This is a genomic window from Sphingobacterium sp. FBM7-1, assembly GCF_020687765.1.
Taxonomy (GTDB): domain Bacteria; phylum Bacteroidota; class Bacteroidia; order Sphingobacteriales; family Sphingobacteriaceae; genus Sphingobacterium.
The window spans coordinates 337,149-361,453 of the sequence record NZ_JAJEWJ010000003.1 but is presented as its reverse complement, the minus strand read 5'-3'; the positions used below and the strand labels follow the sequence as shown (position 1 = coordinate 361,453).

Here is a 24,305-nt window from a genome sequence, read left to right as displayed (position 1 = left end):
AGCCTTAATTTTATCGGTTAATGACTTCTATATCCCGATTTTCAACTACTGCGAACTTTTCGATATTAAACCCTTGTGGGTTATTATCCGACCTTACAGAGTTCACTAAATAGCAGGAAGTAATCAGGTTACGGCGTGTTACGTTGCTTGACCGTATGATAAACTGTTTGGCATACGTCCTCACCGAATAGGGATAATTGTCGAAATTGCACACGACACTATCGACTTCAATGCGTTGCTGTACGTTCCCTGATATGATACGGGAGTAATACCCTTTCTCCGACAAGTCTTTGTAATAGTCAAAAGCTGATTTGTCGGCAAGGTTGAATGCCCTTGCCATATTGCTCTCGATAGCATTTTTATCGGGTGCAAGCGTAAAGAAAAGCTCGTGAAAACGTCTGACGTGTTCCCTTGCTTCCACAGGTCGGTTGATGCTCGCATCTTGTGACAAAGCAAGCATCAAAGATTTGCCATTGTCAAGGACATAGATTTTTTGGCGTTGCTCATTGGCAAAGCTGTACGATTTCCATACGGCAAATCCTACTACACCAATACAGAGAACGGCAAACACTATTGCGTACAGACGTATCTGCCGGAAGCTATTCTCTATATTTCTTAAAGTTTTAAATTCCATTTTTTTAAATGATTATTCGTTTTACATTATTTTTTGAGTAGCTGACCTCCGATATTTCCGGCAGCAGAACCAGCTCCGGCACTTGCCACGTTTCCGGCTTTCATAGCGGCTTGGTTCACGTTTCGGGTAAAGTTTCCAGCACCACCAGCCTGAATTACCCAGCCTGTAACGGTTGGTACAGTAAAGTATCCCACGATACCGATAATCATAAAGATGATGTACACCGTATTACCCGTATCGGGTATATAGGTCGGGTCAGCAAGCATCTGTATATCCTTTTCGATAATCAGGGATTGGATTTTGGCAAGCATTGAGCTGAACAGGTCGGCGACGGGCAACCACAGGTAAACGCTCACATATCGGGTCAGCCATTGCGTAAGTGTGGACTGAAAACCGTCCCACACTGAAATCGCAAAGGCTATCGGCCCCAATATGCTCAACACGATTAGGAAAAATGTTCGTATCGTATCCACGACCAATGCAGCAGCTTGGAACAGCACTTCAAGGAGGTTACGAAACCAATTCTTAATGGCTTGCTCGGTTTGGTAAGCAAACCTATCCATATACATACCCGACATTGTTATCAAATCCGAGGGCGACCAACCCAATTCATCGAGCTTGTTGTCAAATTCTTCATTTGATACCAAGTAGGCGGTTTCGGGGTTTCGTAGCATTGCTTCACGTTCCAAGAGGTCTTTTTTAGCCTGCAAATCATTGAGGTCAAGCACTTGATTTTCAAGTATGGCGTGTGTACCTTGTACCACCGGACTTAGCACCGCATTGATTGTTCCCAATACGATAGTCGGAAAGAACATAATACAGATACCTAATGCGAACGGACGGAGCAATGGGTACATATCAATAGGCTCGGCTCTACTCAATGCCTGCCATACTTTTATGGCGACATAGAACAAAGCCCCCAATCCGGCTACTCCCTTAGCCACTGCCGCCATATCGGCGGACAGTGGGAGCATCTCATCGTACAATGAGCGTAGGACTTCGTGCAGATTTTGAAATTCCATAGCTTACCAATATTTTTGGTTAGGAGTTCCATACAAGTCAAGTACTCGTTTGGTGTTGTTCTGTTTCTTTGCTCGCAGGATACTGACAGAGATATTTTTATTCGTGTAGTACCTTACCAAGCTGTGGTACTCTTTGACCTCTTTATATACTCGGTCGATAATATCCATACGCTCTTTGTCATTTAATGACAGGCTTGTAGAAGATACAATCTGTTTCAGCTCTTTGAGCAGTTCGATACTTTCATTCAGCAAAGCCGAATAGCCGTTTGCGATTGCGGTCAATTCCTGTGCGGAGAAGTTCGGGTCGTTCATCATTTTCCCAAAGTTTTGAACGTACATTTCCGACACATCGCCGACCAGCAAAACAGTCTGTTGTACTTTTCTCGCATCTTTCACAAGGTTGTTTACGGCTTTTAGCTTGTCGTAATATTCCTTGCCTTGTTCGTACACTTTCTTAACCTCATTGAAGTTCTTGACCACATTGCTTACAGTGGAAGAAGTCTGTACGATTTCATTCGCAGAGTTTAGAATACCCGATGCCAGATTTGCAGGGTCGGTAACCACAAATTGAGCCTTTGCGGACGGTGCAACGGCAAACATCATTGCCGTAAGCGCCATTAAAAACATTCTTTTCATTGTCTTAAAATTTTGATTAATTCCTACTTGACTACCGTTAGGTAGTTTGATTTACATTGTCACGCCGTTGCATTGCGATATGCTTAATGGCGAGTTCTACGTTACCGTCCAATTCGGAAGCGAGTTGCATCACTTCCATTTTTTCGGTTTCTTCTGTCGTGTAAGCCAAATATTCTTCAAGGCTCACTTCCGTTGCGTACACTGCCGAATGTGTTCCGCCCAATCCTATCCAAACCTCTTTGTACAAGCGACCGGCATCGTTGTTCATATTGATGGAAAGCACCTGTGCCTTTTCCTTTTCAGTCAATCCAAGCATCGCCTGTATATCATCGAACTTGTTCATATACTTGCGTTGGTCTAAGAGGATTTTACAATCAGAATTGTTGATGATACTTTCTTTCACAATCGGGGATTGGATAATATCATCGACCTCTTGGGTTACGACTATGGCTTCTCCGAAAAACTTCCTGACGGTTTTAAATAAATACTTGATGTATTCTGCCATTCCTTCTTTTGCAATCGCTTTCCAAGCCTCCTCAATCAGTATCAGCTTGCGGATACCTTTCAGCCTCCGCATCTTGTTGATGAACACCTCCATAATGATGATTGTGACTATCGGAAACAGGATTTTGTGGTCTTTTATGGCATCTATCTCGAATACAATAAACCGTTTTGACAATAGGTCTAATTGCTTGTCCGAATTCAGCAGATAGTCGTATTCTCCGCCTTTGTAGTACGGTTCCAATACATTAAGAAAATTGGCAATATCAAAGTCTTTTTCACGAACCTGTTTTTCTTCCAATACCGTACGGTAATCGCCTTTTACATATTCATAAAAACCATTAAATGACGGAAAAACATCCTCGTTTTTGATACGTTCGATATAACCGGACACGGCATTGGAAAGTGCCACTTCTTCCGAACGGGTCGGCGGTTCATCATCACGTTTCCAAAGCGTAAGTATCAACGTTTTGATACTTTCACGCTTTTCAATGTCGAAAATGCCATCATCGGTATAAAAAGGGTTGAACGCTATTGGATTATCTTCGGTATAGGTAAAGTAAACTCCGTCTTCGCCTTTGGTTTTTCCTTTAATAAGTTCACTCAATCCCTGATAGGAATTACCTGTATCTACGAGCAGTACGTGTGCACCTTGCTCGTAGTATTGGCGTACCATATGATTGGTAAAGAATGATTTTCCCGAACCTGACGGACCAAGTATAAACTTGTTCCGGTTAGTAATAAACCCACGTTTCATAGGTAAATCCGAAATATCCAAATGGATAGGTTTTCCCGTCAATCTATCCGCCATTTTTATCCCGAATGGGGATGGCGAATTGTGGTAATTGGTTTCTTCGGTAAAGAAGCATAGAGCAGGCTCTATGAATGTGTAAAAACTTTCTTCGCTCGGAAAATCCCCGGCATTGCCCGGCATTCCTGCCCAATAAAGCGTTGCAACGTCCGTCGTATTGTGTCGGGGCTTACACTCCATTAAAGCCAATGCGCTGCCACAATCGTTTTTCAACTGTTTGAGTTCAGCAGGGTCTTCCGACCACGCCATAATGTTGAAGTGTGAGCGTATGGAAGAAAGCCCGAATGAATGTGCTTCGTTCAAATATTTTTCGATCCATTCTTTGTTAATCTGGTTTGCCCGACTGTACCGAGCCAAAGAATGCATATTGCGGGCAGACTTCTCAAACCGTCGTAGGTTATCCTCGCTGTTGTCCAAGAAGATGTACTGATTGTAAATGTGGTTGCAGCTCAATAGCAATCCTACGGGAGCAGCAAAGGAAAGACGGCAGTCACTCCGGTCTGTGGATAGCTTTTCAAATCGAGTATCTGCCGAAATGGTTGCAGGCAGATCGTCCGTGTCGGACAATGTGTGCAAGGACAGCCTTTTGTTTCCTACTCGGACTTCTTCAGCACCTAAAGCAATGTCTTGCATCGGTGTACCGACTTCTCTAGAAAGGGTAAGGTATTGTTCCAGCAATCCTTGCTTTTCATCCGTGCCGATAATGTCATCTTCGGTGAGGCGTTTTAGGCTTACAAAACCACTATCGTTCACGATACGCTCAAACTGCGCCACGGTTTCCATAAAATGGTGGATCGCTTCCTTATCCCTGATTTCTTTCGGGATCAACGTGCCTTTGCAAAGCGAACTAAAGTTACTCTGCATCCGCATCCGATCTTTGGTGGTTTTGGTTAGGAAGAGGTAGCAGTAATGGTTTAGAAACGGTCGCTCGTTGAAATGGCGTTGATAGGATTTAGCTAAAAAACTTTGATCTTCCTTTGCTAAATCAGGTGCGTAGTTCTCTTTGATGTACCAATCCTGTTTGTGGATAACCGTAAAATCTGGCAAGGTCTTGATCGCTTTATGCCAAGCAGAATGAATGGCTTCATATTCCGCAGATGCGACCGTGAACAGTTCGGGTAAACGCACTTCAAAACAGGCGGTAATGTCTGCATCTTTGGAAAGAATGCAATTGTTTTCTACAGCCAGCAAAGGAAATTTATTTTCCAATGTGGTCGTTTTTGATACATTTCTCATACGGCATTCGATTTAGGAGTGAATTTTAAATAGCGGTGTACAGGCTTGCGACAGATGATGTAGCGAGGATGCCTTTTTCTTGCTCCCACTTTCATTAATCCGTGTTCGCCGTATTTCCTGTTCAATGAAAAGGTTTGCCACACAATCAGTGATGCACCGCCTGCTCCCAGAAACAAGCAGATGTAGGAATTGACCCCAGCCATATACAGTATCATCACGAAGATGAGCGTACCTAGCAATCCACCTGCGAAAATGAAGAGGTATTGTGCTTTCAGTCCTTTAAACTCTACTGTTCTTCCAATCCCTTTATTGATGTTATAAATACTCATAGGACAAAGGATTACAGGAAGAATGAACGAAGGATGGTAGCCGCAACGATTAAAAAGATACAAGCTCCAAACCACGATGCTGCCGTTTTACTTGTGTCTGGGTCGCCCGAACTAAATTTGTTGTACACCTTAACACCTCCAATTAGCCCAACAACGGCACCGATGGCATAAATTAATTGAGTTGCAGGGTCGAAATAAGAGGTGACCATTTGGGTAGCTTCGGTGATACCTGCTGTACCGTTTCCTTGTGCGAATGCACCCATTCCTGATAGCATTGCAACGACTGCCATCAAAACTTTTTTTCTTTGTTTTTTCATAATTGAAACACATTAAATTGTTATTGTCTTCCCGCTTCTTGCGAGCTTCGTGACAAAGGTGTTTCAGAAATCAAAGCGTTCTAACAAAGTGGCAGTGAGAGGAATTGTTTGGCTGTGGGTGGCTGAATTGATAAAGAAAATAGAGAGGTGTTGACAGGAAGAGAGAGGTTTTTACTATCTTCGTAAAATGAAATCCTTGTCGTACATATTAGCATTAATGGTTTTGGTCTTATCGACCTTGCCAAGCTTTATGGAAGATAAATGTTTTGACCTAGTGAATCAAACAACAAATAGTCAAGAACAAGATAGCGACGATTGCGGTATGGAATGTTGCTCGCCTTTTTCTAAATGCAATACCTGTACTGGATTTGTAATTACTTCCTTTTATGCTTTAACATCCAATTATGTCCAACAACCTAAAAAGAAATTAGGTGTAATAACAGCGTCAGCTGTTTCAGACTTCCTCTCTTCCATTTGGCAACCCCCTAAGATTAATTAATGTTTTTAGTGTCTTCGGCACAATAACAGATTACGGTGCTACAAACCGTCAATTCTCATTTTTCAAACATTAATGTTTTTTTATACAATGAAAAAAATAGTCTTTGTGTCATTTTTTATGACACTAAATCTCTGTGTATTTGCACAAAACACTTTAAATGCTGTTATTAGAAACAGTGAAAACAAAAATCTTTTGATTGGAGTGACAGCATCTATAAAAGGAACCTCGCTTGCCGCTACATCAAACGAAAACGGTCTCATCATAATAGAAAATATTCCTGATGGGATACAGGAAATACATTTTAGCTATATCGGTTTTAACGACTATATAGATACATTGGAATTTCCATTAGCTGACAACAGTCCTATTGAAATCTTACTCAAAGAAAGTTCAGAGGAGTTAGAGGAAGTTGTCATTTCATCCACAAGAAGCACAAGGAGTATACAAAATATCCCTACCCGTATTGAATTTATTGGAAGTGAAGAACTGGGCGAAAAAGGGAACATGAAACCGGGAGATATTCGTATGCTTTTAGCGGAAAGCACAGGTATTCACGTACAAACCACTTCGCCTACCAGTGCCAATGCAAGTATTCGTATTCAGGGACTTGATGGAAGATATACACAAATCCTGAAAGACGGTTTCCCCATTTATTCAGGTGCTTCAAGTGGATTGGGTTTGTTACAGATACCACCACTTGACCTCAAACAAGTAGAAGTCATCAAAGGCTCTACATCTACACTATATGGAGGCGGAGCAATAGCTGGACTGGTCAATCTGATTTCCAAAACGCCGACCTATGAGAGAGATTTAGGTTTTCACCTCAATGGAACATCCGGCAGGGGTTTGGATATAAACGGCTTTTATGGACAAAGGTTTAATAAAATTGGAACAACTATATTTGCTTCCCATAACCGTAACGCAGCTTATGATCCTGCTAAGAACGGACTATCCGCTATTCCACAATTCGAACGCTATGTACTGAATCCGAAGCTCTTCGTTTATTTCAATGAAAAGACGAAACTGAACTTCGGTATCAACACAACGATCGAGAGCCGTTTGGGAGGTGATATGCTTTACATCAAAGGAAATGGAGATAATACAAACCAATATTTTGAGGAAAATAAAACACAACGCTATTCCACACAATTTGTTTTCGACCATATCATCAATGAAAACAGTACTGTTCAAGTCAAAAATAGTGTAAGTTATTTTAACCGAAATACTACCATTCCAAACTATCAGTTTGAGGGAACACAAACAGCAAGTTTTACCGAAGCCAACTACACCAACAGTACTGAAAAATCGGAATGGGTCACAGGTATTAATATTTGGACGGATAATTTCAAAGAAAAGCAGATTATGGCATCTCCGTTGAGAGATTATAATCAGACTACATTCGGTGCTTTTGTACAAAATTCTTTTAATGCTACGGATTGGTTTCAATTGGAAACAGGTTTTAGAACGGATTATGTTGTGGATTATGGGGTGGTATTCTTACCGAGAGTTTCGGCTCTATTCCACATTGCCGAGGGCTTAACTTCACGAGTTGGTGGTGGATTTGGCTATAAAACACCTACCATTTTTACGGAAGAAAGCGAACGCCTACAATATCAAAATGTAATGCCCATTGACGACAAGACCAATAAATTGGAAAAAAGTTATGGAGCAAATGCAGACATCAATTACCGCACCTACATTGGGGAAGATTGGTCATTTAGCATAAATCAATTGTTCTTTTACACCTATTTGGATAATCCCTTGTTACTTGAAAACTCCTCGGCAAATCTGTATCAGTTTGTTAATTCTCCTGGCTACATCCATACCAAAGGAACAGAAACCAATATTAAAATTGGTTATGATGACCTGAAATTGTTTTTGGGTTATACCTATACAGATGCCCGATTACACCATAATGGAACGACTGTAGAAAGCCCTTTAACACCAAAACACCGCATTAATTCCATCCTGATGTATGAAATAGAAGACAAATGGAAAATTGGTCTGGAAGCCTATTATTTCAGTCGCCAAAAACTGAATAATGGAACTACGGGCAAAGATTACTTTATTACTGGATTTATGGCTGAAAAGATTTGGGAAAGATTTTCTCTGTACATCAACTTTGAAAACTTCCTCGACACCCGACAAACACGCTTTGACAGCATTTATACAGGAACAATAACCAATCCAGTTTTTAAAGACATTTATGCACCTTTGGACGGATTTGTGATTAACGGAGGAATAAAATTTAAGCTTTAAAATAAATGGAAAAAACCATATTCAATATAACTAAAATGGATTGCCCAAGCGAGGAGCAATTAATCCGTATGAAACTGCAAGACTTTGATACGGTAAAAGGATTGGAATTCGATATAGCCAATAGAAAATTAGACGTTTATCACGATGGAAACCCAGAGCCAATTTTTTTGGCTCTGGGAACACTGAATCTAAATACGACATTGGTTTCAACCGAAAAAAGTAATTTCGTTGTTGAAACAGATACAAGCAACAAGCAACGGAAATTACTTTGGATCGTATTGATTATCAACTTCCTGTTCTTTGGATTGGAAATGTTATTCGGTGTTTTTTCAGGCTCAATGGGGTTGGTAGCCGATAGTTTGGATATGCTTGCCGACAGTGTCGTTTACGCATTGGCATTAATCGCCGTGGGTGGAACAATCGCTTTAAAAAACAACATCGCCAGATTTGCAGGATACTTCCAAGTCTTACTGGCTATTATAGGTTTCGTTGAAGTAATCAGACGTTGTATGGGAATTGAAGCTATGCCCGATTTCAAGACAATGATTGTCGTTTCAGTTTTAGCATTGATTGCAAACGTATTTTGCCTTTATCTTTTACAAAAGAACAAAAGTAAAGAAGCGCATATGCAGGCTTCGATGATATTCACATCAAATGATGTCATTATCAATTCGGGAGTTATTGTTGCTGGTCTTTTAGTTAATTGGCTCAATTCAAGTTATCCAGATTTGATTATTGGAGCTATTGTATTTGTAATTGTAGCAAGAGGGGCTTACAGAATATTGAAGTTGGCAAAGTAAATGTAAAAATAAGTTGAGCCTGAAATTTAGTTTTTCAGGCTCAATTAAAATAATTCCGTTTCAGACAAACTCCCCAATATCAAAATCATCTAAATCATTGTTCCGCAAAGTGGAAGAACTGATTTCCGTTTCAGATGAGAGTGAGCTATCCAATAGCTTGGCAATTTTACTGGATGCACCCGCTATAGAATTTTCCAGCAGACTAAATAATTCGGTTCCCTGTATTTTCTGAACGATTGCTATCGCTGTTTCCTTTTGAGATGACTCCAGTTTTTCTTGCTGAAGCAACATCCCCACGGAGCTTAGTTCTTCAAAGGTAACCCCTTGGGCAAAACCATTATCGCCACCAGATATTCCGTACCTGTTCCATTCTTCTTCCTCTTCTTCAAAATCAGGTTGATTGCTAAAAACTTCATCCAGCTCTTCCTGCGGAATCTGAATACTCCTGTTTTCATTTTCGTCGTATTCAATGTCTAAATTATCGGGATTTACCTCTGGTTCCTCAATCTGGCGTTCATTGGCAGTGTTTGGCACTGAAAGGCGTTCTACGGGTTTGGGCTGTCCCATAATATCGGGCAGATCCGGATTGACTTTCTTTTGCGGAGGTTTTTGTTTTGACCTTTTCTTAATGATAATCTTATCCTGCAAAAGCAGGACAATGACGATCAGCAGGCATATTACTATTACAATTTCCATAACTATAAAATTGGTTTAAAACGTTCGTTGAAATAATCTGTAATATCGTCCCCGTACTCTCTAAAATGGTGTTCAAGAATGTTGTCGATATAAGAATAGAGTGTAGTCTTTTCTTCTCTTGTTAATTGTACTATACGTAACAACCTTTCGTGATATTCTGGACGAATGTAAACGACCTTTCCGTTTCGACCTGAAGGAAAACGATTGACCAGAAATGTCTCCTCATAATCCACCTTCTTTAGGGAGCTATTGCGGGCTTTTGGTTTTGTTTCCTTCTGTATTTTCTGTTGTTGAATAACTTCGGGTATAGTAACAGATTGATTACCACTCATGATATTCATGATTAATTCTTCATCAACATCGGGCTTATCAAAATCTTTTCTTCTCTTATCTGTTGACATACTTAACTATTTTAGAGATTAACAATTTTTAAAAATTCTTCAATAAATAAATCCAGTCTCGTTACTTTCATTAGTTGAGGTTCGGCAGGTAACAGACTTGACCGAAATACACTGTTCGGTGTATCGTCCGTCTCTTTTCTGAAACGTTTACTATCCATTATCCGAGAATTCATCACAGATAAATCGAGTTCGTTAATAACGCTTTGATAAGCCTCGTATATTCCTGTTTTCTCTCGACCATCTACCTGATTCCAAAACATCCACATTTTCTGATCTTCATTACTCTCCTCCGTTTCGGGCAAGCCAAGGAATGCTTTAGTAAAGCTCAGTGTACTTTCCATAACTAGACGGTCAGCACTAATTGGAGAAAAAATAAAATCCATTGTTCTTAAGGTCGTGAGCACACCTTTTGTATTAGCTGTTCCGGGAAGATCAAAAAAAGTTATATCAGGCTCTATTGCAGATTGATTTACGTATTCTAAAGCCTTTGACAAGGCATCCTCCGGTTTACAACTGATAATCGGATATGCTTTTTTATTGATACTTTGATACAACTTCATTGCAGCTCTTTTGTGGTAATCATTCTGCATAATAGTTTTCAAATCCCTTTCCCTCATATTGGCTAAGCTGTGTTGTGGGAAATCACAATCCATTACAAGGACATTAAAACCTAAACGATAATGCAATACACTTGAAAGTAATGCGGTCATAGTAGATTTTCCAACACCGCCTTTAGGCGTTGAAAAACTAATTTTTAAAGTTTTCTTTTTTGTTTCCATTATTTAAAGATTTATTGTTACACATTTTATTTGTTTGGCAGGTTTGAATATTGGTTTATTTAAATAGTACCTATTTCCTATATGCCTGTATTCCCCTTTTGGAAATTTTCTTGATTGTTATTTGCTTTTATTACCGCTTGGTGGGTAATCATTTTTAGCAACTGGAAAACCTTACAACTTGTAAATTGCTTTACCGCTTTTATGCTTTTACAGTTTTATGTTTTTAAAACCCTATGCTTTTATTCCAAAATTTCTGTACTAAAACCCAATTTATTTTTTATCCTCATTACATTTTTTACAACCTGCCCTAAAACTTTGATGCAAATAAAGCGATTGATTTATCCGGTAAATGATGTATGGCAGTATTTGGCGTTCAAAGGCAGTGTTTGGCACTCTGTTGTAGTGCAATCCTTTCGTAAAGAGCGCTTTACTTTGTAAGTAGATTTTTATTAACGGATTTATGCAAAATCAAATTGACAAAATGGACTTTAACAGCTACGGCATCAAGCCGTTTTTCCCTGTTAAATCCAATCCGTCCCGGAGGGCGGATTTTTGTGTTCACCGGAACACGGCAAGTTGTGTTTTGAGCATCTCGAAAAGATTTCCGATGCTCAAAACAACTTGCCCTGCCGGGGGCAGAAAACGTCCTCCGAAGTCGGCGTTTTGTATGAATTAAAAATGGATTAGTGATGAATGAAAACAGCAGAAAGCAGTTAAAAAAGGGCGGGCGTCCTCTAAAAAACGATCCCGCTAAAATCCGGTACACGATTTCCTTTAATGAGGAAGAGCATGCCCGTTTTCTTGACTTATTTGAAAAGTCCGGTATGCAGGTTAAGGCACATTTTATAACCTCTTGCATCTTCGATAAGACGATAAAATCTGTTAAAATAGACAAAGGAACAATTGATTTTTATATGCGATTGACTTCGTTTCACAGTCAATTTCGATCTATTGGCGTGAATTATAATCAGGTCGTAAAGCTATTGTATAAGAACTTTTCGGAGAAAAAGGCAGCAGCATATCTCTATAAATTGGAAAAACATACGGCTGAAATGACCGCCTTGTTTAAAGAAATTGTCCAGATAACGGAAGAATTTGATGTAAAATATCTGAAAAAATAACAGCAGACATGATTGCGAAAATTGGTAGAAGCGCAAATTTATACGGAGCCTTGGCATATAATCAGCTCAAAGTGGAGAACGAAAATGGACAAATTTTGTTCGCCAATAAGATAATTGAAACTGCTAACGGACATTATTCCGTAGCACAATTAGCCCAATCTTTTGCTCCTTATCTCATCGCCAACCGAAATACCGAGAAACATACGTTGCATATTTCGCTCAATCCTGATCCCAAGGATAATGTAGATGATGATAAGTTTAGGGAAATGGCGGAAGAATATATGCGTGAAATGGGTTACGGCGAACAGCCTTTTGTGGTCTTCAAACATACCGATATTGACCGTAGTCATATCCATATCGTATCGGTCTGCGTGGACGAACAGGGCGTGAAAATTTCGGATAGTTTTGAGAAAATGCGGTCTATGAGTGTATGCCGTGAACTGGAAAGAAAACACGGTCTGATACCCGCAACGGACAAAGAACGTAATCACAATGATAAGGTTTTTCGTCCGGTGGATTATCGGGCAAGTGATATAAAAAGTCAGATTGCTTCGGTCATTCGCCACTTGCCGAACTATTATCAATACCAAACTTTGGGAGAATACAATGCTTTGCTTTCCCTGTTCAATATTACCACCGAGAAAGTGGAGGGAGAATTACACGGAAAGGCACAGCAGGGTTTATTGTACATTCCATTGAATGAGAAAGGCGAAAAAGCAGGACATCCGTTCAAGGCTTCGTTTTTCGGAAAGAACGCAGGGCTTCCGGCTTTGGAATTGCATTTTGCGAAATGCAAAACAACCCTGAAAGATACCGCAACCAAACAGACTTTAAAATCAGCCGTTACCATTGCCCTGCAATCAACGGTTGACGAATTGAGCTTTAAAAAACAGTTAGGCGAGCAAGGTATCAATGTAGTGATACGCAGAAACGATACCGGACGAATTTACGGTATGTCGTTCATTGACCACAACTCTAAAAGTGTTTGGAACGGTTCACGATTGGCAAAAGAACTTTCTGCCAATACCTTTAATGATTATTGGAACAATAATATCAAAGCGGAGATTAAAGAGCCAGTTGCACCCCTACCAAAATTGTCCAAACCAACTGATACGGAGGATTTACCTGCGGAAGAACCACATCATTTGTTCGACTTCTTAAATACTGAAAAACACGAAGACGGTTTGATAGAAGCCTTTGGAGGTTTGCTCATACCTGAAGCACAGGGGGAAGATTACGAGGAACAGGATTTTGCTAATAGGATGAAGAAAAAGAAAAGAAGACTATAGTAAGTCATCTTTTGGAATTAAAATCTGCTTTTAAAACGATTTGTTAAATTGTATTTTAGCATTTGCTTAAATAAACGAATTAACTATATTTGCACTATGGGTAATAATTCTTGTATACGTCAACAAGCAGACATTGAACAAATAAACCGCTGTAAAGACCGGGTTTTAGAGCTTAACGATTCGTTTGATTATTTATCGAATGGGCTTGAATTGGCAGGAAATACCGTAAGACTTAAAATTCTCTTCCTACTTTACGAAGAAAAACGACTCTGTGTTTGTGATATGAGCGACGTTCTTGGAATGACAATCTCGGCAGTTTCACAACATTTACGAAAACTTAAAGACCGTAATCTAGTAGAAACAGACAGGGAGGCCCAAACTATTTTTTATTCATTGACCAAGGAATATGAAAAAATGCTGAAACCGTTTTTTAAAATACTTGACGAAAACAAAATTTTAGAAACATTATGAAAACTGACAAAAAACTAATCGGAGCAGGACTTTTAACAGCAATTGCAGCTTCATTGTGTTGTATTACTCCAGTCTTGGCTTTAGTAGCAGGAACAAGCGGACTTGCTTCTACTTTTTCTTGGCTCGAACCTTTCAGACCGTATTTTATCGGTTTGACAATTTTGGTTCTTGGTTTTGCTTGGTATCAAAAGTTGAAACCTAAAAAGCAAATTGACTGCAACTGTGAGACAGAAGAAAAACCAAAATTCATTCAGTCAAAAATGTTTTTAGGAATTGTAACAGCATTTGCAATCGTTATGCTTGCCTTTCCATACTATTCAAGCATTTTCTACCCAAAGAAAGAAAAGCAAATCATAGTAGTGGACAAATCCAATATTCAAAAAGTAAAATTTACGATTAGCGGAATGACTTGTGCGAGTTGCGAAGAACACGTAAATCACGAAGTAAATAAATTGACAGGAATAATAAGTTCAAACGCTTCATATGAAAATGGAAATGCAATCATAGAATTTGACAACTCAAAAACAAATATTTCTGAAATCGAAAAAGCAATAAACTCAACAGGATATTCTGTAACCGACAAAAAAGAAAATTAAAATGGAAATCAAATTACAATCAACAATAACTTGCCCCAACTGCGGACATAAGAAAGAAGAAACAATGCCGACAGACGCTTGCCAATATTTTTACGAATGTGAAAAATGCAAACAAGTTCTAAAACCAAAACAAGGCGACTGCTGTGTTTATTGTAGCTACGGAAGTGTTGCTTGTCCACCAATTCAGCAGGACAAAAAATGTTGCTGACGGGTATAAAACAAAAGAAGGTCGATATAACTAAAGTATTTTTATTTTACTACCTATAAATATTACTATATAAAAGGGGTATAGAAGCTATACCTCTTATGACCCAGCCGAACCCTGCCACTCACCGCCATCCACTACCACTTTTCCAAAGCCAATCTTTATAGTCTTTAAATTCACGCCCGAACATTAAAATTAAAAATAATGCAAGGAGAAGACGATTTAAGAGGTTTAGCCAAAATAATGGCTTTTATGAGAGCAGTTAGTATTCTATTAGTACTGATGCATCTTTATTGGTTTTGTTATGGTTTCTTTATGGAACGTGGCTGGACACTAGAAGTAATCAATAAAATATTAGGGAATTTTGACCGAACAGCCGGTTTGTTTTCGCATACTTTATATACCAAAGTATTTGCAATCGTGTTATTGGCTTTAAGCTGTTTGGGAACCAAAGGCGTGAAGAACGAGAAGATAACCTGGTCAAAGATTTACGTGGCTTTGGGAATTGGTTTTTTGCTGTTCTTTCTGAATACACCACTGTTAAAGTTGTCGCCCATCATTGGCACATTCTTTTATATACTGACTATCGGACTAGGTTATATTGCTTTGCTGATGGCTGGGGTTTGGATAAGCAGGTTATTGAAAAACAACCTGATGGATGATGTTTTCAATATGGAGAACGAAAGTTTTATGCAGGAAACCAAATTGATGGAAAATGAATATTCCGTAAACCTGCCTACTAAATTTTGGTACAATAAAAAGGAACACAAGGGCTGGATCAATATCGTAAATCCTTTCAGAGCAACGATTGTTTTGGGGACTCCGGGTTCTGGTAAATCGTATGCCGTCGTTAACAATTATATCAAGCAACAAATTGAAAAAGGTTTTTCGATGTATATCTACGATTTCAAGTTTGACGACCTTTCTACTATTGCTTATAATCATTTATTGAAACATCAGAATAAGTACGAAATAAAACCAAAGTTCTACGTCATCAACTTTGACGATCCACGCAAGAGCCATCGTTGCAATCCGCTCAATCCAGATTTTATGACTGACATATCCGATGCTTACGAAGCCGCTTACACGATTATGTTGAACCTCAACAGAAGCTGGATACAAAAACAAGGAGATTTCTTTGTCGAATCTCCAATTATTCTTTTAGCGGCTATCATCTGGTTTTTAAAAATTTACGAGAATGGTAAGTATTGCACCTTTCCACACGCCATTGAATTGCTGAATAAAAAGTATTCGGATGTATTTACCATTTTAACTTCGTATCCTGATTTGGAAAACTATCTTTCACCATTTATGGATGCTTGGCAAGGCGGAGCACAAGACCAGTTGCAGGGACAAATTGCATCGGCTAAAATCCCTTTGTCACGAATGATATCACCGCAGTTGTATTGGGTTATGACAGGCGATGATTTTTCATTGGACATCAACAACCCGAACGAGCCGAAGATTTTGTGCGTGGGTAACAATCCCGACCGTCAAAATATCTACTCCGCAGCTTTGGGCTTGTACAACTCCCGAATTGTCAAGCTCATCAATAAGAAAGGACAATTAAAGAGTTCGGTTATTATAGATGAGTTGCCCACGATTTATTTTAGAGGGTTGGACAATCTTATCGCAACGGCGAGAAGTAATAAGGTGGCTGTGTGCTTGGGCTTTCAGGACTTTTCGCAGTTGATACGTGATTACGGCGATAAAGAAGCTAAAGTTATTCAAAACACCGTAGGTAATGTATTCAGTGGACAGGTTGTAGGAGAAACGGCAAAAAGCCTTTCGGAACGTTTTGGAAAAGTATTACAGAAACGTCAAAGTATGACGATAAACCGTAATGATAAATCAACTTCTATTTCTACACAATTAGACAGCCTTATTCCGGCTTCCAAAATTTCAACCTTAACGCAGGGTATGTTTGTCGGTTCTGTATCGGATAATTTTGACGAGCGTATCGAACAAAAGATATTTCACGCAGAAATCGTGGTCGATAATGAAAAGGTAGCCGCCGAAACAAAAGCCTATCAAAAGATACCGCAAATCCTATCCTTTGTAGATGAGCAAGGCGAGGATAAAATGAAGCAGGAAATTGAAAGCAATTACCGTCAGATAAAATCAGATATTCTGCATATCGTCGAAAGTGAAATGGAACGGATTAAGAATGACCCGAACTTACAGCATTTGATACAGCAAGAGTAATAAAGGTACAAGTGGAAATTTTTAGTATAGACTAAAAAATATTGGCGATACTTCTTCTTAAATTTAGTATGGAGTGTCGCCAATATTGTTTTGAACAGTATGTAAAACAAATATTCAGAATGAAAAAGGATATTATATAAAATAGTAATTATTCAAAACAATGCAATGCCATTGCATTACTTTTTTACTAACTTTGCAAAAGAATATGAAAGTCTTTTTTTCCATATTGGCAATTTATATGATGGCGGTATTTTTAATGCCTTGTACCGATATGTATGAAAAGGAGAGTTTTCAAAACCATAACCATTCAGAAGAATTAGCCCATAAAGCAAGCCACGACCATCAGGAAAAACCTGATATGTGCAGTCCGTTTTGTTTATGCGGTTGTTGTGGAATGGTGTCGGGCATAGTGCTTCAATGGAATGTATATAACTTAGTTAAGAAGACCTTTGACTTGTCTAAGGCCAAAGTTTACTATAAATCTATCTTTATATCCCTCTATCTGGGAGAAATTTGGCAACCGCCAAAGATTAATGCATAATTTTTAATGTTTTAATGATTACAGCTTAATGCTAACAGCGTTAGCTTGGTTTTTAGGGTATTTATATTCCCTAAAAACATAATCATTATGATTTTATCATTATTTATCCATCATTAATCATCACAAAAAGTGTTAAATAACATTATAAAATTCTCTATAAAGAATAAGTTCATTATAGGATTAATGACCTTATTACTCATCATTTGGGGGGTATGGAGTGCCACGAAAATCCCCATTGATGCCCAACCTGACATTACAAACAATCAGGTTCAGATTATTACCCTGTCACCAACATTAGCAGGACAGGAGGTGGAGCAACTGGTTACATTTCCTGTAGAGCAAAGTATCGTCAATCTTCCCAAAGTAGAAGAAATAAGAAGTGTTTCGAGGTTTGGACTATCTGTTGTAACCGTAGTGTTTCAAGACAATGTCGATATTTATTTTGCAAGACAGTTGGTAAGCCAACAGCTGAAAGAAGCACAAGACCAGATACCTGATGGAGTTGGAACGCCTGAACTTGCTCCTGTCAGTACAGGTCTTGGCGAAGTGTACCAATACATTCTCCATCCCAAACAAGGAAGCGAAGATAAATATTCTGCAATGGATTTACGGACAATGCAGGATTGGATTGTCGCCAGACAACTTTACGGTACTCCGGGAATTGCAGAAGTTAATAGTTTCGGCGGTCTGCTCAAACAATACGAGGTATCCGTTGACCCTAACCGCATCAAAGCGATGGACGTCAGTATCTCCGATATTTTTACTGCACTCGAAAACAACAACCAAAATACCGGAGGCGCTTATATTGATAAGAAACCCAATGCATACTTCATTCGGGGAATTGGTTTAGTCACTTCACTGGAAGATGTAGGTAATATTGTTGTTAAAAATACGGAAAGTGTTCCGGTATTCATCAAAGATGTAGCAAAAGTACAATTTGGTCACGCTACCCGATACGGAGCAATGACCTATAACGGCGAAGTAGATGCTGTGGGAGGTATTGTAATGATGCTCAAGGGAGAAAACACTGCTACGGTCGTAAAAAACATCAAAGAAAAAATACCGGTTATCCAACAATCTCTACCCGATGATGTGGTCATAGAACCTTATTTGGATAGAATGAACCTGGTAGATAGAGCGATAAGTACTGTCGAAAAAAACCTAATTGAAGGTGCATTAATCGTAATATTTGTATTGATTATCTTCTTAGGGAATTTCAGGGCAGGTTTAATCGTCGCATCAGCTATACCGTTATCAATGCTTTTTGCATTGGGAATGATGAGGTTATTTGGCGTAAGTGCCAACCTGATGAGTTTGGGAGCTATTGATTTCGGATTGATAGTGGACGGTTCGCTGATCGTTGTTGAAGCCACAATGCACCATTTGGGCTTACGGAAATCCACTCAAAAACTTACGCAGGCAGAAATGGACGAGGAGGTGTATGAATCTGCAAGAAAAATCCGTACGAGTGCAGCATTTGGAGAAATCATTATCCTCATTGTTTATATTCCTATCCTTACTTTGGTCGGCATAGAAGGAAAAATGTTTACGCCAATGGCGCAGACCGTAAGTTTCGCCATTTTGGGAGCTTTGATTTTGTCCTTTACCTATATCCCGATGATGAGTGCCTTGTGTCTGTCTAAAAAACCGATTACCAAAAGGAATTTTTCAGACAAAATGATGGACTATCTTCAAGGGGTTTATAAGCCTTTGTTAGAAAAAGCCATTCGGATAAAATATGTGATTATTGCGGTTGCCGTCGGACTTTTTACCATTAGTATATTCCTTTTTTCACGGATGGGCGGAGAGTTCCTGCCAACATTGGGCGAGGGCGATTTTGCTTTCCATTGTATTTTGCCGCAAGGAACATCCTTAAGCCAAAGTCTGGAAACCTCAATGCAGGCATCTAAGATAATCAAGGAGTTTGACGAAGTAAAAATGGTTGTAGGAAAAACGGGGGCTGCCGAAGTACCGACAGACCCGATGCCGCCCGAAGCGACCGACCTGATGATTATTCTTAAACCACAGGACGAATGGAAAACAAAGAAATCGTATGACGAACTTTCCAATGAAATGATGGAGAAACTCGAAGTTATTCCCGGTGTATTCTTTGAAGCCAACCAGCCGATACAGATGAGGTTTAATGAACTGATGACGGGTATCAGGCAAGATGTAGCTGTGAAAATATTCGGAGAGAACCTCGACAGTTTGTTGATTTATGCCAATAAAGCCAATGCCATTATTCAAACGGTAGAGGGTGCAACCGCTCCGCAGGTAGAACGGATAGCAGGTCTTCCACAGATTAATATCGAATACGACCGTACCCGAATAGCCAACTATGGCTTGAATGTACAGGAGATAAACGATATTGTCAGTACTGCGTTTGCAGGTAAATCAGCAGGCGTGGTTTATGAAAATGAGCGTAGATTTGATTTGGTGGTACGGCTTGATGAAGAACACCGCAGTTCTATTGAGGATGTGAGCAATCTGTTTATTCCACTTCCAAACGGAGAGCAGGTTCCACTTTCGCAGGTTGCCAACATTGACTATAAATTAGGTCCTGCACAAATCAGCCGTGAAGGAGGAAAACGAAGGATATATGTCGGATTTAATGTACAAGGGCGGGATGTAGCAAGTGTTGTAGAAGAAATTCAGGATAAGTTGGCTGAACAGGTTAAGCTACCGACAGGATATTATTTTACCTATGGCGGTCAGTTTGAGAACCTCCAAAAAGCTACTGACAGATTACTGATTGCAGTACCTATCGCCCTGCTTTTGATTTTTATCTTATTGTACTTCACGTTTCATTCGTTCAAGGAAGCCGTTTTGGTCTATACAGCTATCCCGATGAGTGCCATTGGAGGTGTGTTTGCCCTATTGTTGAGGGATATGCCATTCAGCATATCAGCAGGTGTAGGGTTTATCGCTTTGTTTGGTGTTGCTGTTCTGAACGGGATTGTACTGATTTCCACATTCAACAGATTGGAAAAAGAGGGTTGGAACGAGATTATCCCGAGAATTATCGAGGGGGCTAAAACAAGACTAAGACCCGTATTAATGACAGCGTCGGTAGCAAGTTTAGGTTTCTTACCGATGGCATTGAGTACAAGTGCGGGTGCAGAAGTACAAAAACCGTTGGCAACGGTCGTTATCGGCGGATTGATGTCAGCAACGGCATTGACGTTATTCGTACTGCCTTTACTATACCTCGTATTTATGAGAAATCATAAGCCTACAAAAAATAATAAAATGAAAGCCATAACACCTATATTGTTACTGTTTACGTTCTTAGGCTTTTCTCAAACCAGTAATGCACAAAATCCTGTAAACGTAGATAGAGCTATCGAAATAGCTATGGAAAATAACCCTCAGCTCCGTTCCAAAAAATTGGAGATTCAATCTACCCAAAGTTTGAGTAAGACAGCATATGAGCTACCGAAAACCGATTTAAATTTCCAATATGGGAATACAGATGGATTTGAGTACAATGACGGTTTCCAAATTTCGCAGACTATACCCTTTCCAACACTTTTTGGGGTAAAGAAAAACCTTGTCAAAGAGCAAGTCAAAGGGCAGGAATGGTCAAAGGCTCTGACAGAAAATGAGCTAAGAAAGCAGGTAAGAACATATTATTATCAGTTAGCGTATCTGGAACATAATGCTTCGGTATTGAAGTATTTGGATAGTATTTATGCAGACTTTATCCGTGTGGCGGAGCTGCGTTATAAAACAGGAGATATAGGGCGGATAGAAGTCAGTACGGCTGTTACCAAAAAGGGGGAAATCAATATATTGCTCCAGCAAAATGAGGTCTTCAGGCAAAATGCCTATCAGAATCTTAAAAACCTGATGCAGACAAAGGAAGATTTTGCCATTGAACCCAAATCAGACTATGAACCATTACTTTTGACTTCTTTCATAGACAGTTCAGCTATTGAAAACCACCCAAGCATCCAGCTATTGTATCAGGAGGCTAAAATCGCTGAACAGAACAAGAAGTTGGAACGGGCAAACAGCCTGCCTGATTTTACGTTCGGTTATAATAATATATCGCTGATAGGAATGCATAGTAGAAACGGCGTGGAACAATTTTACGGCAGAGGACAGCGGTTCAGTTTTGTTGATGTAGGCATAACCATTCCACTCTTTACTACGACCAGAGCGAAAATCCGTTCCCTTGATTATCAAAAACAATCATTGGAACTGAATGCCCAATGGCAACAACAGCAGCTAAAAACGGAGTTGGCAAATGCCCTGAAACAATATGAACAGAATGTTTCACAGTTTACCTATTTCAAGGAGCAGGCACTTCCGAATGCTGATGAAATCATCAATGCGGCAAAGTTAGGGTACAGTACCGGAGATATTTCTTATGTGGAGTACCTCTTTGCCTTGCAGACAACAACCGATATTCAGCTTAATTATCTAAAGAGCATACAGCAAATCAATGAGGCTGTAACGCTTATTCATTCATTAATCAGCAAATAATACAAAATATGAAACGTATCATCAATAATATAGTTTTCAGCGTTTTTCTCCTCGTAGCAATCTTTGCTTTGAACGCCTGTACAAATAAACATACGGAGGACGACGGACATAATCACGGTAGCGAAGCAGCAGCAACAACGGACGAACACGAAGAAGAAAACGTTGCGGTACTGACCGATGAACAGATAAAAGCTGTAGGTATCGAAATCGGGATGATTGAACAGAAACAATTGTCCGCAACATTGAAAGCCAACGGTGGATTGAGAGTACCCAACAGCAACAAGGCAAATGCAACTTCAATGTTTGGCGGCGTTATCAAATCCCTCAATGTGGAGATAGGCGATTTCGTAAAAAAAGGTCAGGTCATCGCCACTATTTCCAATCCGGAATTCATACAATTACAGGAAGAATACCTAAGCATCAATAGCAGGATAGAATTTGCAGAGCAGGAAGTTGCAAGACAAAGAGAGCTGAACGAGGGAAATGCAGGTGCAAAGAAAAACCTGCAAAGTGCCACATCTGAATTGAACACGTTGAGAACACGAAAAGCATCGTTACAACAACAAATCCAAATGATGGGCATTAATCCGGCTTCCCTGTCAAATTCCAGCCTTAAATCCTCGTTGGTCGTTACAAGTCCGATAGGCGGTACGGTAAGTAACGTTTTTGCCAAAATCGGAAGCTATGTAGATGTGTCTTCGCCTATTGCCGAAATAATAGAGAACACAGCATTGCACTTGGACTTACAGGTTTATGAAAAAGATATTCCCCTAATCAAAATAGGTCAGAAAATAGATTTTGTCGTAACCAACAACCCCAATAAGACCCATTCTGCCGAAGTTTATAGTATAGGTTCATCTTTTAGCGGAGAGAGCAAAACCATTGCCGTTCACAGCAGAATTACCGGAGATAAAACAGGATTGATTGACGGAATGAGCATAACCGGAAATGTAAGTTTAGATGATGTATTAAGTACGGCTGTACCCAACGAAGCGGTTGTCAATGCAGACGGGAAATATTACATCTTTTTGGTCAAGGAGCAGGAAGAAGAACCGCACGACCATAAAGAAGATGAGGCTCACGACCACGGTTCGGAAAATGGAACTCAATTTACAAGAATGGAGGTCGTTAAAGGTGCTTCTCAATTGGGTTACACGGCGATAACGCCTGTAAATGAAATTCCACACGGTACACATATCGTGATAAAAGGTGCGTTTTTTGTGAATGCAAAAATGAATGATACCGGAGAACACGGTCACGCTCACTAAAATGGTATATAATGAAAAAAAGCATTGAACAAAAGCTGTTGTCAAAGAACACCAATCCGACCAGTATGCGGATATTGGTATATGATTTCTTGGAGCAACAGCAGACAGCGATGTCCTTATCTGAAATCGAAAGTCATTTCTATAAAGCAGACAGGGTTACGATTTACAGGACTTTGAAAACTTTCGAGGAAAAAGGCATTGTACACAGTATTCAGGAGAACACTACCGTTAAGTATATTTTGTGTCACGATGGGTGTGATGAAGAAACACACAAAGATTGGCACTTACATTTCTATTGTAAAATCTGTAAACAGACAACCTGTAAGGAGGATTTTATAATACCGCAGAATGGAAACCAAAATTACCGTATTGACGAAATAAAACTATTTGGTAAAGGTATTTGCGAGAACTGTTTAAAGGAGAGTTTGCAATAGCATTGCAGGCTCTTCCTGTGTATCTTTGTCATAAATATAAATGTGTTATGGATAACTATCTTAAAGAAACAAAAATCCTTGACTACTCAAACGTTTCTATACAAGAGCTATTGGAACAAAGAGGGTGGAAAGATTTGGGCAATGTTTCAAGAGTTAAAGCCATTTACAATTTTGTCAGGGATGAAATAAAATTTGGCTACAATGTTTCGGACGATATACCTGCATCAGAAATATTGCAGGATGGCTATGGACAGTGCAATACCAAAGCGACTTTGCTAATGACGTTATTAAGAGCAACGGGAATACCTAACCGCATTCACGGTTTTACCATTGACAAAGCCTTGCAAAAAGGAGCTATTACGGGTATTTGGTACAAACTTTCGCCTCAAAACATCTTACATAGCTGGGTAGAAGTATGGGTAAATGAACAGTGGTATTTTTTAGAAGGTGTGATTTTGGATAAACCCTATCTCACCAAATTGCAGGAGCAGAACAGCGATTGCAAAACCACATTTTGTGGTTTCGGGGTTTATACCGATAATTTTGAGAACCCACCGATTGAATGGAACCTCAACAATACGTTTATTCAGGGTAAGGGCATCAATCAGGACTTTGGCGTTTTTGATACACCCGATGAATTTTATTCTAAGCATCAGCAAAAGCTAAATGCGTTAAAGCGATTTGTTTTTCAGTATATCGTGAGGTATATAATGAATAATAACGTAGAAATAATAAGAAATAAAAGTGTAACGAACCTAAAAAATTAA

At 39.4% G+C, this 24,305-nt stretch carries 22 protein-coding genes; 13 read left to right on the top strand and 9 right to left on the bottom strand.

The genetic code is table 11. The features are described from left to right. Nucleotides 1–10: 10 nt before the first annotated feature. Genes traK through LKO28_RS08290 form a run of 6 tightly spaced genes read right to left on the bottom strand, consistent with a single transcriptional unit; the run spans nucleotide 11 to nucleotide 5,486 of the window. Nucleotides 11–634, bottom strand: a complete 624-nt coding sequence (gene traK / locus LKO28_RS08315) for a conjugative transposon protein TraK (protein WP_091100950.1) — start codon at nucleotides 632–634, stop codon at nucleotides 11–13. Nucleotides 635–660: 26 nt separating this feature from the next. After that, the gene (gene traJ / locus LKO28_RS08310) at nucleotides 661–1,656 is read right to left on the bottom strand and encodes a conjugative transposon protein TraJ (protein WP_185213537.1); all 996 of its coding nucleotides are present in this window, start codon (nucleotides 1,654–1,656) and stop codon (nucleotides 661–663) included. Between the two features lie 3 nt (nucleotides 1,657–1,659). Then, nucleotides 1,660–2,292 carry a DUF4141 domain-containing protein gene (locus tag LKO28_RS08305; RefSeq protein WP_227694349.1) on the bottom strand — a complete coding sequence of 211 codons (633 nt, stop codon included), beginning with the start codon at nucleotides 2,290–2,292 and terminating at the stop codon, nucleotides 1,660–1,662. A gap of 37 nt (nucleotides 2,293–2,329) precedes the next feature. Beyond that, entirely contained in the window at nucleotides 2,330–4,840 is a 2,511-nt protein-coding gene (locus LKO28_RS08300; RefSeq protein ID WP_227694348.1) for a TraG family conjugative transposon ATPase, read from the bottom strand. Continuing rightward, the gene (locus tag LKO28_RS08295; RefSeq protein ID WP_115170697.1) at nucleotides 4,837–5,169 is read right to left on the bottom strand and encodes a DUF4133 domain-containing protein; all 333 of its coding nucleotides are present in this window, start codon (nucleotides 5,167–5,169) and stop codon (nucleotides 4,837–4,839) included. The genes LKO28_RS08300 and LKO28_RS08295 overlap by 4 nt, the downstream gene beginning before the upstream one ends. Nucleotides 5,170–5,180: 11 nt before the next feature. After that, nucleotides 5,181–5,486, bottom strand: a complete 306-nt coding sequence (locus tag LKO28_RS08290; RefSeq protein WP_115170698.1) for a DUF4134 domain-containing protein — start codon at nucleotides 5,484–5,486, stop codon at nucleotides 5,181–5,183. 586 nt (nucleotides 5,487–6,072) lie between these two features. Between LKO28_RS08290 and LKO28_RS08285 the strand changes: the two genes are divergently transcribed. Both LKO28_RS08285 and LKO28_RS08280 read left to right on the top strand, forming a co-directional pair. Then, nucleotides 6,073–8,244, top strand: a complete 2,172-nt coding sequence (locus LKO28_RS08285) for a TonB-dependent receptor plug domain-containing protein (RefSeq protein ID WP_148917753.1) — start codon at nucleotides 6,073–6,075, stop codon at nucleotides 8,242–8,244. Between the two features lie 5 nt (nucleotides 8,245–8,249). Continuing rightward, entirely contained in the window at nucleotides 8,250–9,044 is a 795-nt protein-coding gene (locus LKO28_RS08280; RefSeq protein WP_094280386.1) for a cation transporter, read from the top strand. Nucleotides 9,045–9,104: 60 nt separating this feature from the next. Here LKO28_RS08280 and LKO28_RS08275 read toward each other — a convergent pair whose 3' ends face one another. The 3 genes from LKO28_RS08275 to LKO28_RS08265 are packed head-to-tail and all read right to left on the bottom strand — an operon-like array spanning nucleotide 9,105 to nucleotide 10,920. Next, nucleotides 9,105–9,740: a hypothetical protein gene (locus LKO28_RS08275; protein ID WP_002993186.1), complete on the bottom strand. Its 636-nt coding sequence runs from the start codon at nucleotides 9,738–9,740 to the stop codon at nucleotides 9,105–9,107. A 2-nt stretch (nucleotides 9,741–9,742) separates the two neighbouring features. Beyond that, nucleotides 9,743–10,141 (bottom strand): DUF3408 domain-containing protein, encoded by a 399-nt coding sequence (locus LKO28_RS08270; RefSeq protein WP_002993187.1) that lies wholly within the window; start codon nucleotides 10,139–10,141, stop codon nucleotides 9,743–9,745. Nucleotides 10,142–10,152: 11 nt separating this feature from the next. Next, the gene (locus LKO28_RS08265; RefSeq protein ID WP_148917754.1) at nucleotides 10,153–10,920 is read right to left on the bottom strand and encodes a ParA family protein; all 768 of its coding nucleotides are present in this window, start codon (nucleotides 10,918–10,920) and stop codon (nucleotides 10,153–10,155) included. Nucleotides 10,921–11,609: 689 nt separating this feature from the next. Here LKO28_RS08265 and mobA point away from each other — a divergent pair. The 11 genes from mobA (at nucleotide 11,610) to LKO28_RS08215 (ending at nucleotide 24,305) form a co-directional block, all read left to right on the top strand. Next, nucleotides 11,610–12,041 (top strand): conjugal transfer protein MobA, encoded by a 432-nt coding sequence (gene mobA, locus LKO28_RS08260; protein ID WP_002993194.1) that lies wholly within the window; start codon nucleotides 11,610–11,612, stop codon nucleotides 12,039–12,041. 8 nt (nucleotides 12,042–12,049) lie between these two features. Beyond that, nucleotides 12,050–13,330, top strand: coding sequence for a conjugal transfer protein MobB (mobB, locus tag LKO28_RS08255; RefSeq protein WP_002993196.1), 1,281 nt, complete (start codon nucleotides 12,050–12,052; stop codon nucleotides 13,328–13,330). 96 nt (nucleotides 13,331–13,426) lie between these two features. Next, entirely contained in the window at nucleotides 13,427–13,801 is a 375-nt protein-coding gene (locus LKO28_RS08250; protein WP_227694346.1) for an ArsR/SmtB family transcription factor, read from the top strand. Then, complete coding sequence (gene merTP / locus LKO28_RS08245) at nucleotides 13,798–14,397, top strand: mercuric transport protein MerTP (protein WP_055092307.1); 600 nt, start codon at nucleotides 13,798–13,800, stop codon at nucleotides 14,395–14,397. Before LKO28_RS08250 ends, merTP begins: the two co-directional genes overlap by 4 nt. Nucleotide 14,398: 1 nt before the next feature. After that, nucleotides 14,399–14,605, top strand: coding sequence for a GDCCVxC domain-containing (seleno)protein (locus LKO28_RS15530; protein WP_069796431.1), 207 nt, complete (start codon nucleotides 14,399–14,401; stop codon nucleotides 14,603–14,605). 198 nt (nucleotides 14,606–14,803) lie between these two features. Then, entirely contained in the window at nucleotides 14,804–16,807 is a 2,004-nt protein-coding gene (mobC, locus tag LKO28_RS08240) for a conjugal transfer protein MobC (protein WP_227694365.1), read from the top strand. Nucleotides 16,808–17,012: 205 nt separating this feature from the next. Further along, nucleotides 17,013–17,348 carry a DUF6660 family protein gene (locus LKO28_RS08235; RefSeq protein ID WP_209023052.1) on the top strand — a complete coding sequence of 112 codons (336 nt, stop codon included), beginning with the start codon at nucleotides 17,013–17,015 and terminating at the stop codon, nucleotides 17,346–17,348. A 183-nt stretch (nucleotides 17,349–17,531) separates the two neighbouring features. Then, entirely contained in the window at nucleotides 17,532–21,836 is a 4,305-nt protein-coding gene (locus tag LKO28_RS08230; protein WP_237235625.1) for a CusA/CzcA family heavy metal efflux RND transporter, read from the top strand. Nucleotides 21,837–21,844: 8 nt separating this feature from the next. Beyond that, nucleotides 21,845–23,104: an efflux RND transporter periplasmic adaptor subunit gene (locus LKO28_RS08225; protein WP_227694345.1), complete on the top strand. Its 1,260-nt coding sequence runs from the start codon at nucleotides 21,845–21,847 to the stop codon at nucleotides 23,102–23,104. An 11-nt stretch (nucleotides 23,105–23,115) separates the two neighbouring features. Beyond that, a complete protein-coding gene (locus LKO28_RS08220; protein ID WP_094258248.1) occupies nucleotides 23,116–23,538 on the top strand; it encodes a Fur family transcriptional regulator in 423 nt (140 codons plus the stop codon). Nucleotides 23,539–23,585: 47 nt separating this feature from the next. Then, nucleotides 23,586–24,305 (top strand): transglutaminase-like domain-containing protein, encoded by a 720-nt coding sequence (locus LKO28_RS08215; RefSeq protein ID WP_227694344.1) that lies wholly within the window; start codon nucleotides 23,586–23,588, stop codon nucleotides 24,303–24,305.